Raw genomic sequence first — 11090 nt, 5'->3', positions numbered from 1 at the left:
CTCCAGCGCCACACCGCTGCACTCCACCTCGACCGACGCTCCGTCCACCGGTGCGCCGTCGACGGCGCACCGGTCGACGGCGCACCGGTGGACGGAGCGTCGGTCGAGGTGGAGTGCAGCGGTGTGGCGCTGGAGGTCGGCGTGCTCGACGGCGTCGCGGCGAACGCGGCGGTCGAGCCGAGCGCGACGAGTCCGAGGGCGCCGACGGCGATGCCGATGGTCAGGGCGCGCTTCTTCGGACGGCGCGGCCCGAAGCTCGAGCCCTTCTCGGCGGGGGTGGTCGACTCGGTCATGGGTGTCTCCTCGTTCCGGCCCGGTGCCGACCCCGTTCGGGATCGGTTGCGGCCGGTTCCATTTCAGATTCGAAGGCGAATCTGAAGCCGGACTTAAGAACAGACCCTCCACAGCAGACGCCGGGTGCGCCCCGATCCGCGGCCCCTAGGTTCGACCACATGCCCTCCTCCGCCCGTGTGCTCCTCATCGAGGACGACGACGCCATCCGCTCCTCCGTCGAGACCGCGCTGCGCAGCGAGCGCTTCACGGTCCGCGGTCTCGTCTCCGGCGAGGACCTCGCCCGCGAGCTGAGCACCTTCGCTCCGGACCTGGTGATCCTCGACTGGATGCTCCCCGGCCCGAGCGGCATCGTGCTCGCCGAGCGGATCCGCCGCAGCAGCGACGCGGCCGTGATCATGCTCACCGCCCGCGACGCCGTCGACGACCGCCTCCGCGGCTTCGACGAGGGCGTCGACGACTACGTGGTGAAGCCGTTCGTGCTCGCCGAGCTCGTCAAGCGCGTGACCGCCGTGCTGCGCCGCCGCGGCCGCATCCCGTCCGTCGTCGAGATCGGCGACCTCGTCGTCGACCCGGAGTCGGGCCGCGCCCGCCGCGGCGGCGTCGCCCTCGACCTCACCGCGACCGAGTTCCGCCTCCTCGCCTTCCTCGCCGGGAACCGCGGCCGCACCCTCACCAAGACCCAGATCCTCACGCAGGTCTGGGGCTACGACCACGTCGACCCGAACCTCGTCGAGGTGCACCTCAGCTCCCTCCGCAAGAAGATGGAGGCGCACGGCGACCGGCTCGTGCACACCGTCCGCGGCCTCGGCTACCGGGTGGAGGCGTGAGCCGCTCCCAGCCGGGCGCCCTGCGGACCGGCTCGCTCCGCCTCCGCACCGTCCTGGCCGTGCTCGCGCTGCTGGCCGTGCTGCTCCTGGCCCTCTCGGCGACGGTGCAGGCGGTGCTCGGCGAGCGCCTCCGCGACCAGATCGAGGAGCGGCTGCAAGACCGTGCCTCCGCCGCCGCCGCGCTGGTCGGCACGATCGCCGACGACGCCCTCGCCTCGCGCCTCTCGGCGCAGGGCGTCTCGGTGCGGATCACGAGCCCCGAGGGCGAGGACGTCGTGGCCGGGCCGAGCCCGGAGCAGCTGCGCCTGGGCCCTGGAGCCGCCGATCAGCTCGGAGAGCCGCCGTCGCCGCCCGGCACGAGCTCCTCCTCCGGAGCCGTCCCGCCCCGAGCCGCCTCCGCCGCCGTCACCGTCGTCTCGAGCAGCGTCGCCGCCGACGACGAGCTGATCACCCTCGAGTCGACCCTCAGCGACGGCACCCGCCTCGAGCTCACCAGCGAGGCCGGATCGGTGGGCAGCACCCTCGCGCAGCTGAACGGGATCCTGCTCGCCGCGTCGGCCGTGTTCCTCCTGCTGGCCGCCCTCGCGCTGATCGTCGTGGTCCGCGCGACCCTCCGGCCCCTCGAGCGGATGACCGACGTGGCCCGCGACATCGCGCACGGCGACCGCGGGCGGCGGCTGCGCCCCTCCCGTCCGCGGACCGAGCTCGGCCGCACCGCGACCGCGTTCGACGAGATGCTCGACGACCTCGAGCAGGCCGAGCGCAGCGCCCTCGCCGCCGAGGCGACGGCCCTCGCGGCGGAGCAGCGGATGCGCGCGTTCGTCTCGGACGCCGCGCACGAGCTGCGGACGCCGGTCGCCGGCATCCAGGCCGCCGCCGACGCGCTCGTCCGCGGCGACGGCGGCGAGCAGGAGCGCGAGCGCCTCTCGGTGCACGTCGTGCGGGAGTCGCTGCGCGCGGGCCGCCTCATCCAGGACATGCTGCTGATGGCGCGGCTGGACGAGGGCCTGGCTCTGGAGTCTCGTCCGCTGGACCCGGCGGGCGTCGCCGAGGCCGCGATCGAGCGCCAGGAGCTGCGCCGCCCGGGCCTCGCGATCGAGCTGCACCGGCCCGCCGAGCCGCTCCTGGTCAGCGCCGACGCCGACCGGCTGGCCCAGGTGCTCGGCAACCTCCTCGAGAACGGTGCCCGCTTCGCCCGCTCCCGGATCGACGTCGCCGTCGAGGCGGCCGCCGACTCCGTCACGATCACCGTCGACGACGACGGCCCCGGCATCGCCGAGGCCGACCGTGAGCGCGTCTTCGACCGCCTCGTCCGCCTCGACGACGCCCGCAACCGCGCCGACGGCGGCTCGGGCCTCGGCCTGCCGATCGCGCGCGGGCTGGCCCGGGCCCTCGGCGGCGACCTCGTGGCGGAGGCGGGGCCCGTCGGCGCCCGCTTCCGGGTGACGCTGCCTCGCGCGGGCTGACGCCGCCCCGCTCCCCCTAGGCTCGACGGGCGCGCGGGCCCCGCTCCGCCTGGACGGCAGGAGTGGCTCCATGGACAGGGACGACGCGGAGCAGCGTGTCCGGCAGGCCCGCGACGAGGCCCCGAGGTTCGGGAGCGGTCCCCTGCTCGCCACCTTCACCGTCCGCCACCGCCGCGGACTCGACGTCGCCTTCGTGCTCGACGGCGCCGACGGGGACTTCCAGATCGGCATGGGCGCCGCGTCCGACGACTTCCGGAGCGTCCTCACCGTCGGCGTCGACCGCGAGGACGGCCGCATCCGCGGCGTCTCCAGCTGGACCGTCGACGGCCGCGAGAGCCGCGTGCCCGTGCGGATCCTGCACCGCTCCGCCACCGTGGTCATCGTGGAGGCCGCTCCCCTCCCCCTCGACCGGCGCCCGTCCTCGCTCAAGTGCTGGTCCTTCCTCCGCCGCGCCTCCGCCGACCACCACTCCGACGTGCTCGGCTTCGTGTCCCCCGACCTGGCCGACCTCCCCCCGGTCCGGCTCCTCACCGATCCGCGGGCGCGGCGCGGGCGCTGAGCCGGCCTTCCGCGCGACGGATCCCCGCCCGACCCGCAGGCGCCGGTGCGATCATGCGCTGACGTGATCCCGCCCGGAGGTCCGCCCGACCCGGAGGAGCGCTCGTGACGCAGGAAGTGCAGTCGACCCGGCTGCGGTCGCTCGGGAGCGAGGCGTTCTTCGGGGCGACGGTGGTCGTCGCGGCGGCGTGGTCGGGGTCCCGGGCGTTCCAGCTCTACGGAGGGTGGGGCGTGGTGCTCGCGGTGGCCCCGGTGATCGTCGCGGGGCTCGGCTTCGGGATCCGACGGCGCGTCGAGGAGCGGTGGTCCCGACCGATCCTCGAGAGGCTGCGGGCCGAGCATCCGGACGGCGGCGTCACCGCGGTGCTGAACACTCCGGAGACACTGGCCTCGCTGCGGACGCTCGCGGTCGCCGGAGCCGCGGTCGACCTCCCGGCGCTGCGCGCGGCGAAGCCGGACCCCGTGCTGCTGGCCGTCGTCACCGCGAGGGCGCTCTCGCTGTTCCGTGCCGACGCGGACCTCTCGCCGATCGCGTTCCTGCCCCTCACCGCCGGGGACGCCCCCGAGTCGGTGACGGGCTACCACCACGGTCACGCGCTCGCGGCTCCCGTTCTCACGGTCCGGCAGCAGGGGACGGAGCAGCGGCTCGCCCTCTTCCCCGCCGACGGCGCGCGGACGATCACCGGTGTCCTCGGCCGCTGAGCGAGGCCCGCTGCGCATCGCCGGGAGTCTCCGCCCCGCGGCGGATCCGGCAGCGCCGCGCCGCGCGTAGCGTCGGGCGATGGACATGTCACTGCTCGGCACCAGCGTGGTCGCCGCCCTGTGCGGGGCCGCGTATCTCGGAGTCGCGATCCTCGCGGTCGCGCAGGTCCTCCGCTCCGGCCTCGATCCCCTGCGGAAGGGCCTGTGGACGATCGCCGTCGTGGTGGCGCCCTTCCTGGGGTCGATGGCGTGGTTCCTCGTCGGGCGGCCCGGAGCGCGAGCCTGAGACGCGGCTCAGCCCGCACCCATGCCTACGATCACCGATCGCGCAAGCACCTGCTCGCGGGGCGCCCGCGCGTCAGCATGAGCGGGATGGACACGATCGAGGAGGCGGGCGCCTGGGCGCGCTCTCTGGTGCGCCGCGAGTTCGGCGTCGGCCTCGTCGACCTGGAGCCCGTCGTCGGCGGACTCGACCACGGAGCGCGCGTCTGGTGCGCGGCCGACGGCTCCGGGGCGCTGTGGAGCGTCAAGGCGTCGGCCCGCGACGGGCGCTTCGGCCTCGCGCTCTCGGCGTCGCTGGGAGAGGCGGGGGTGCCGGGCGTCGCGGCGCCGCACCGCGCCTCCGACGGGCGCCCCTGGGTGGAGGACCGTGGGCTGCGGGTCTCGGTCGCGCCGTGGATCCTCGGCGAGGACGCCGTCGACTCCGGCGAGGACGCCCTCGACTGGGAGGGGTTCGGCGCGGTCCTGCGCTCCGTGCACGACGCCGAGCCGCCGACCCTCGCGCCTCCCGTGCGGCGGGGCATCCGCCGTGTCCGCCGTCCGCTCGCCGACCTCCTCGCCGAGACCGACGAGAGGATCGACGCGCAGCCGGAGCCCCGCCCCCGCCTCACCGCGCTGTGGCGCGCGAACCGCTCCCGCCTCGACGCCCTCGCCGGCTCCGAGCGGCGGCTGAAGCGCGCCCGCACGCCCACTTCCCGCGTGCCCCTCCACGGCGACCCGCATCCCGGCAACGTCGTCATCGACGAGAGCGGCCGCCCCTGGCTGATCGACTTCGACGAGGCCACCGTCGCCCCGCGGGAGGCCGACCTGCTCCTGATCGAGCTGGGCGTCATCTACTCGCGGCCGATCAGCGACGTGCAGCGCTCGGCGTTCCGCGCGGGCTACGGCGAGGCCCTGATCGACGACGAGCGGATCATCCGCTTCGGCTGCGTCCGCGCGGTCGAGGACGTGGCCGCCACTGTCGCGCTGGCCCTCGCCGACCCGGAGCCGGAGGAGCGCGAGGCCGCCCCCGTGCCCGCCTCCCGCCTCGGCCGCGCCGCCTCGGCGCTGCCCGTCCCCACTCCGCTCGACCTGCTCGCCGGCCAGCTCGGCCCGCACGGCCTCGTCTAGCTCGTCGAGACCGCCCTCCGCCGCCCCGCCTGACGCGGCCCTCCGACCCCGCCCCCGTCCGATCCTTCACAGCAGGAGACCACCCATGCGCAGACGATTCATCCCTCTCGCCGCCGTCCTGGCGTCGACCGCCGCCCTCACCGGCTGCAGCGGCTTCGGAGGAGGAAGCGGCGGTTCGGCCGACGCCGACTCGATCACCTTCACCACCTGGGCCAGCGAGTCCGAGCAGGCGGCCTTCGAGTCGCTGATCACCGACTTCGAGGCCGAGCACGAGGGGGCGAGCGTCGAGCTCAACGTCGTCCCCTACGACCAGATGTTCAGCAACATCGACGCGCAGCTGTCGTCGGGCGAGGCCCCCGACGTGTTCCGCGTCGACTACGGCAACCTCGGCGTCTACTCCAGCCAGGAGCAGCTGCTCGACCTGACCGACCGGATCGACGACTTCGACTCCTTCACGCCCGCGTTCCAGGAGGCCGTCTCCTTCGAGGGGAAGCCCTACGGCGTCCCGCACCAGACCGACGTGTCGGCGCTGCTGGTGAACACGCAGCTGCTCGCGGCGGCCGGCATCACCGACGTGCCGACCACCACCGACGAGGCGTGGACCTGGGAGGAGTTCGCCGACGCCTCCGCGAAGCTGCGCGCGAGCCTGCCCGCCGAGCAGTACCCGTTCGTCTACAACTGGCAGCTCGGCGGCACGCCCCGCTGGCTGAGCTGGCTGTTCGAGGCCGACGGCACGCTGCTGGAGGAGGACGGCACCACTCCGGCGATCGACTCCGCCGCCGGCGCGAAGGCGCTGGACTTCACGAAGAGCTTCTTCGACAACGACTGGGTCCCGCCGACCAGCTCGGTGAAGTCCGCCACCTACGCCGACTCCTTCTTCACGGAGCAGACCGCGGCGATGGCGTTCGCCGGGTCCTTCCTCGTGCCGGACATCGACGACCTCGCCGACTTCGAGTGGACCGCCACGCCGATGCCCGTCGACGAGCGCGGCGCGACCGACCTCGGCGGCAACGCCCTCGTCGCCACGGCCGACACCGACAACCCGGAGCTCGCGACCGAGTTCCTCTCGTTCATGACGCAGGCCGACACCATGGCCGAGTTCTGCGCGGCGACGAACGAGCTGCCCACCCGGTCCGACATCGACCCCGCGTCGATCGACTTCGCGGTGCGCCCGGACGTGATGCCCGTGTTCGTCGAGCAGGCCGCGACGATCACCCCGCGGGACGTGCAGCAGCTCACCTCGCCGTTCCTCGCGAAGATCTCGGTCGCGATGCAGGACCAGCTCGAGGAGGCGTTCGTCGGCGGACGCAGCACCGAGGAGACCCTCTCCGGCCTCGGTGCGGCCATCCAGCAGGCGACCAGCTGATGACCGCCACCACCCTCCGCGGCCGGGCGGGCTCCTCCGCCCGGCCGCGGTCGGCCCGCAGGCGCGAGGCCCTCGCCGGCTTCGGCTTCGTCGGCCCGAACCTGCTCCTGATGGCGCTGTTCCTGTTCGTGCCGATCCTCTGGGCGATCCAGCTCTCGTTCCAGGAGTCTCGCGGCTTCGGCACGCCCGAGTGGGTCGGCTTCGCGAACTACCTGCGGATGGGCGCCGATCCGGTGTTCTGGCAGAGCCTGGGCAACACGCTCCTCTTCACCGCGGTCACCGTGCCGCTCGAGCTCGCCGGCGGCCTCGGCCTGGCCGTGCTGCTCAACTCCGTGCTGCCCGCGCGCGGGATCTTCCGCACGGTGATCGTGCTGCCCCTGGTGATCTCGGGCGTCGTCTCCGGGATGATCGCGGTCACGATCTTCAGCGAGTCCTCGGGCATCGTGAACAAGGTGCTGAGCTCGCTGGGCGCCTCGCCGGTCGCGTGGCAGTCGGACGGCTCCGCGGCGATGATCTCGGTGATGCTGACCGCGGTGTGGCTGCGGATCGGCTTCAACATGGTGATCTACCTGGCGGGCCTGCAGAGCGTCTCGCCCGAGCTCTACGAGGCCGCACGGATCGACGGAGCGACGCGCTGGCAGCAGTTCCGCGCACTGACGGTGCCGCTGGTCGGCCCGTCCACCTTCTTCCTGCTGATCATGAACGTGATCGCCTCGTTCCAGGTCTTCGACATCGTCTTCGTGATGACGGGCGGCGGCCCCGGTTTCTCCACGTCGGTGCTCGGCACCTACGCGTACCGCAACGGCTTCCAGGTCCGCGAGCAGGGCTACGGCGCCGCGCTCGGCGTCGTCATCCTGCTGGTCTCCCTCGCCTTCACCTACCTGCAGTGGCGCACGAGCCGCACGCGCGACCTCGTCGACTAGGAGCCCTCATGTCGTCCTCCACCGTCACCACGCCCGCCGCGGTCGCCGCGGCCACCGTCCGCGAGACCCCGCGCCGGCGTCCCTCCCGCCGCGACGGCTCCCGCTCCGGACTCGTCGTCCGCCTCGTCGTCGCGATCGTCGCCTCGGCGATCGTGTTCTTCCCGCTGTACTGGATGCTCGTCATCGCCTTCTCGCCGCGCGGCGAGGTGTTCGCGCCCGGCCCGCCCCGCTTCTGGCCGAGCGAGATCTCGTTCGAGAACTTCGCGACGGTGTTCGCGCGCTTCCCCGTGGGCGAGTGGTTCGTCAACTCGGTCGTGATCGGGGTGTTCGTCACGGTGTTCACCGTCGTGGTGAACCTGCTGGCCGGCTGGGGCTTCGCGCGGCTGCGCTTCCCCGGGCGGAACCTGCTGTTCCTGCTCGCACTGGCCACGATGATGATCCCGGTGCAGGCGATCATGGTCGCGCAGTTCAAGCTCGTGACCGGACTGCAGATCTACGGCACCTACTGGTCGGTGATCCTGCCCGGAGCAGCGGCGGCCTTCGGGATCTTCCTCGCCCGGCAGTTCTTCCTCTCCATCCCGGAGGAGCTGATCGAGGCCGCGCGGATCGACGGCGCCGGCCACCTGCGGGTGTTCCTGCAGATCGTGCTGCCGCTCTCGAAGCCGCTGATCGCCGTCCTGATCCTGCTGACTCTGCTCGGCAGCTGGAACGACTTCGCCTGGCCGCTGATCGCCCTGAAGGACAACGAGCTGTTCACGCTGCCGATCGGCCTGCTCTACCTCAAGGGCCAGTCGACGCCGGACTACAGCGCGAGCATGGCGCTGGCGCTGGTGTCGGTGCTGCCGATGGTGCTGCTGTTCCTTTGCTTCCAGCGCTACTTCGTGCAGGGGTTCGCGCGCAGCGGCATCCGGTGAGGTCGGGCGGCGGCACGGGCGGGGGCACGGGCGGAGGCAAGGGCGGCGTGGAGCGGTCGCCGCGGCGGGACGCTCCTGACCGGACGGGGCAGGAGAGGACGTGGAAGGAGAGGACAGAGCAGGGCCGGAGAGGACGGGGCAGGAGAGTGCCGACGGACGCTGCGGGCGTCGGGCGGCGGAGAACGAGAACCACGTGGAGGTCGTCCGGTCGTGATCTCCCGAGTTCGACGGCTCTCCTGCGTGGCGGGGGCGTCCGCCAGCCGGAGCGGGGCGGGAGCGGAACGGGACGGAGCGGACCGGGGACAGGGGCGGACCGGGACGCGGTGGCCGACGCTCCGAAGCGCCGAAGCACGACGGGACACGGGGCTCGAGGCTCGGAGCTCCGGGACACAGGGCTCGGAGCTCAGAACTCGGAACTCGAGGCTCGACGAAGCGCCAACGTGCCGACGGACCTCGCGGCGCCGGAGGTGCGAGAGCGCGAGGGCGCCTGGGCGTGTCCAGGCACGGCGATGCACCGCCTCGCGGCCGACGGAGTGTCGGATCGCCCGGCAGGTCGGGCTGCGGATCAGAACGGCGGAGACGCGTCCACGAACCGCGGCCGCGTCGGCGACAGCAGCGATGGCGACGGTCGAGGTGACGACGGTCGCGATGACCTCAGCTGCGATGACGAGGATCGTGGTGACAGCGGGTGCGGCTGCGGCTCCGGTTCTTGCGCCGACTGCGGCGTCGGTCGTCGCGTGGGCGGCAGCGGAGCTCCGGGCAGCGCCCGCGGTCGGTCGGTGATCCGACGGCCGGTGGGGGTCGTCCAGACGACGGTGCCGTCCGGATGGAGGGCGTAGGTCCAGCGGTCGCCGTGGCGGACGTGGTGGTGCGCGACGCAGAGCGAGGCCAGGTTGCCGAGGGCGGTCTCGCCTCCGTTCCGCCACTCGAGGGTGTGGTCGGCCTCGGCCGTCGAGGACGAGCGGGTGCAGCCGGGGAACCGGCAGGTCCGGTCGCGCAGCTGCAGCTGGAGGCGCATCCGAGGGGGCGGGACGCGGAGGGTCCTGCCGACCGACGTCACCACTCCCGTGTCCGGATCGGTCAGCACCCGCGTGAAGGCGGCCGCCGTGCGCACGAGCTCCCGGGCGACGTCGGCGGGGACGAGACCGTAGCCGTCGAGTTCGGCCGGCGCGTCGTCGAGGCCGACCGCGGTGCTGGCGGCGAGGGTGAGGCGCACGTCGGCGCGGACTCCGGAGACGGAGGCGTGGATTCCGGAGACCGAGGCGGAGATTCCGGAGACCGAGGCGGGGACTGCGCTCGCTCCTTCGCCCGAGGATCCGTCTTCGGAGATGTCGCCGTCGATGAGCAGATCGACGAGTGCGTCGGCCCGCAGCTGCGCGAGCGTCCGGCCGTCGCCGAGGGAGATGTCAGCGTCTCCTCCGGCGCTGCCACCCGTCTCCGCGCCGAGCACGGCACCAGCACCAGCACCAGCACCAGCACCAGCACCAGCACCAGCACCAGCACCAGCACCAGCGTCCGTTCCCGCACCGACTGCTACCCGGGCATCGCCACGGGCACCAGCACCGCTCTGTGCAGTCGCAGTCGCAGTCGCAGTCGCAGTCGCACTCGCACTCGCACTCGCACTCGCACTCGCACTCGCACTCGCACTCGCACCTGCACCTGCACCTGCACCTGCACCTGCACCTGCACCTGCACCTGCACCTGCACCTGCACCTGCACCTGCACCGAGCCCGATCCTCGCCGCGTCCGCCCCGTCGCGGAGCGAGCGGGCGATCCGGTCGAGACGGTTGTAGGCGCCGACCGCAACCGGGGCCGGCAGCAGGGCGCAGAGCGTGGCCATGCCGTCGGCCTCGGCGCCGAGCCACACGCTGCGGTCCTCGCGGGCGCGGGCGTGGCGCTCGGTGAACGGCTGCTCGTGCAGCTCGTCGCGCAGCCGCGCCACGGTCCGGCGGAGCTGGGTGGGCGTCTGCGAGAGCGCCGCGGTGGCCGCCCGCTCGTCGAAGGACGCGCGCGACGGAGCGGGGAGGGTCGCGGCGGCGGCGCAGACGACCTCGCCGGCCTCCCAGAGGATCCGGGCCTCGGCCAGGAGGGTGCGGGTCGCCGGGAGGTCCTCGATGAGGAGCCGAGCGTGCTCGAGACGCCGAGACGCCACGCGCTCCGACATCCCGAGCGCCGTCGCGAACTCGGCTCGGATCGAGCGCTCCACGAGGTCTCCCGCCTCGCTCCGGGAGAGACGACTCCCCCGCGCGAACGACTCCGGCACGAGCAGCGCTGCCCGGTACGCCGTGTGCAGGGCGACGGCCCCCGCGAGCAGCACCGGCGCCGAGGAACGGGCGAGCCCCGCCGCGAGACCGGCGAGCGCGCGCACCGCGTCGAGCGTCTGCGCCGTCTCGCCCGCGCGCACCGCCTCGACCGCCTGCGCCGCGTCACCCGAACTTCTCATACGTGTATTGAATCAGCGACCACCGACATCGGGCCGGGGCCCGTGACCAGGATCGGGACAACGGAGCCGGTACCCCGCCTGTGGAGGGACGAACCGCCGGCGAGCGCGGGCTCGCACACCGCTGTCCGCGCGATTCCTGAGCCGAGCACCAGCCCGCGCCGCCCACCCCGCTCGAACCCGTCCGCTCGAACCCGCCCCGCTCGAACGC

Annotated in this window: 10 protein-coding genes and 1 pseudogene; 9 read left to right on the top strand and 2 right to left on the bottom strand. The window is 73.5% G+C overall.

The genetic code is table 11. The features are described 5' to 3' along the window. Positions 1-293: pseudogene (locus tag C5C46_RS16240) on the bottom strand (hypothetical protein); the annotation flags it as partial. Between the two features lie 159 nt (positions 294-452). Here C5C46_RS16240 and C5C46_RS16235 point away from each other — a divergent pair. The 9 genes from C5C46_RS16235 (at position 453) to C5C46_RS16195 (ending at position 8439) form a co-directional block, all read left to right on the top strand. Further along, positions 453-1121, top strand: a complete 669-nt coding sequence (locus C5C46_RS16235) for a response regulator transcription factor (RefSeq protein WP_104225192.1) — start codon at positions 453-455, stop codon at positions 1119-1121. Then, positions 1118-2587 (top strand): cell wall metabolism sensor histidine kinase WalK, encoded by a 1470-nt coding sequence (locus tag C5C46_RS16230; protein WP_104227449.1) that lies wholly within the window; start codon positions 1118-1120, stop codon positions 2585-2587. Before C5C46_RS16235 ends, C5C46_RS16230 begins: the two co-directional genes overlap by 4 nt. A gap of 70 nt (positions 2588-2657) precedes the next feature. After that, a complete protein-coding gene (locus C5C46_RS16225; RefSeq protein WP_104227448.1) occupies positions 2658-3146 on the top strand; it encodes a hypothetical protein in 489 nt (162 codons plus the stop codon). A gap of 104 nt (positions 3147-3250) precedes the next feature. Then, the gene (locus C5C46_RS16220) at positions 3251-3847 is read left to right on the top strand and encodes a hypothetical protein (RefSeq protein ID WP_104227447.1); all 597 of its coding nucleotides are present in this window, start codon (positions 3251-3253) and stop codon (positions 3845-3847) included. 79 nt (positions 3848-3926) lie between these two features. After that, on the top strand, positions 3927-4133 hold the full coding sequence (locus C5C46_RS16215) for a PLD nuclease N-terminal domain-containing protein (protein WP_104225196.1): 207 nt from the start codon (positions 3927-3929) through the stop codon (positions 4131-4133). Positions 4134-4219: 86 nt separating this feature from the next. Continuing rightward, positions 4220-5236, top strand: a complete 1017-nt coding sequence (locus tag C5C46_RS16210; RefSeq protein ID WP_181136547.1) for an aminoglycoside phosphotransferase family protein — start codon at positions 4220-4222, stop codon at positions 5234-5236. A gap of 85 nt (positions 5237-5321) precedes the next feature. After that, on the top strand, positions 5322-6602 hold the full coding sequence (locus tag C5C46_RS16205) for a sugar ABC transporter substrate-binding protein (RefSeq protein WP_258059554.1): 1281 nt from the start codon (positions 5322-5324) through the stop codon (positions 6600-6602). Then, positions 6602-7525: a carbohydrate ABC transporter permease gene (locus C5C46_RS16200; protein ID WP_104227445.1), complete on the top strand. Its 924-nt coding sequence runs from the start codon at positions 6602-6604 to the stop codon at positions 7523-7525. The genes C5C46_RS16205 and C5C46_RS16200 overlap by 1 nt, the downstream gene beginning before the upstream one ends. Before the next feature lie 8 nt (positions 7526-7533). Further along, the gene (locus C5C46_RS16195; RefSeq protein ID WP_104227444.1) at positions 7534-8439 is read left to right on the top strand and encodes a carbohydrate ABC transporter permease; all 906 of its coding nucleotides are present in this window, start codon (positions 7534-7536) and stop codon (positions 8437-8439) included. A gap of 565 nt (positions 8440-9004) precedes the next feature. Here C5C46_RS16195 and C5C46_RS16190 read toward each other — a convergent pair. Then, positions 9005-10882: an HNH endonuclease signature motif containing protein gene (locus C5C46_RS16190; protein ID WP_104227443.1), complete on the bottom strand. Its 1878-nt coding sequence runs from the start codon at positions 10880-10882 to the stop codon at positions 9005-9007. Positions 10883-11090 lie beyond the last annotated feature (208 nt).

It is taken from the genome of Rathayibacter sp. AY1E6, assembly GCF_002931115.1.
Taxonomy (GTDB): domain Bacteria; phylum Actinomycetota; class Actinomycetes; order Actinomycetales; family Microbacteriaceae; genus Rathayibacter.
Note: the sequence above shows the minus strand (reverse complement) of the source record. Positions and strands in the feature narration are given on the sequence as shown.

Excerpts from the sequence above, each read along its gene's own strand:
- C5C46_RS16235 (WP_104225192.1), top strand. The coding sequence starts at position 453 with ATGCCCTCCTCCGCCCGTGTGCTCCTCATCGAGGACGACGACGCCATC.
- C5C46_RS16225 (WP_104227448.1), top strand. The coding sequence starts at position 2,658 with ATGGACAGGGACGACGCGGAGCAGCGTGTCCGGCAGGCCCGCGACGAG.
- C5C46_RS16215 (WP_104225196.1), top strand. The coding sequence starts at position 3,927 with ATGGACATGTCACTGCTCGGCACCAGCGTGGTCGCCGCCCTGTGCGGG.
- C5C46_RS16210 (WP_181136547.1), top strand. The coding sequence starts at position 4,220 with ATGGACACGATCGAGGAGGCGGGCGCCTGGGCGCGCTCTCTGGTGCGC.
- C5C46_RS16205 (WP_258059554.1), top strand. The coding sequence starts at position 5,322 with ATGCGCAGACGATTCATCCCTCTCGCCGCCGTCCTGGCGTCGACCGCC.
- C5C46_RS16200 (WP_104227445.1), top strand. The coding sequence starts at position 6,602 with ATGACCGCCACCACCCTCCGCGGCCGGGCGGGCTCCTCCGCCCGGCCG.
- C5C46_RS16195 (WP_104227444.1), top strand. The coding sequence starts at position 7,534 with ATGTCGTCCTCCACCGTCACCACGCCCGCCGCGGTCGCCGCGGCCACC.
- C5C46_RS16190 (WP_104227443.1), bottom strand. The coding sequence starts at position 10,882 with ATGAGAAGTTCGGGTGACGCGGCGCAGGCGGTCGAGGCGGTGCGCGCG.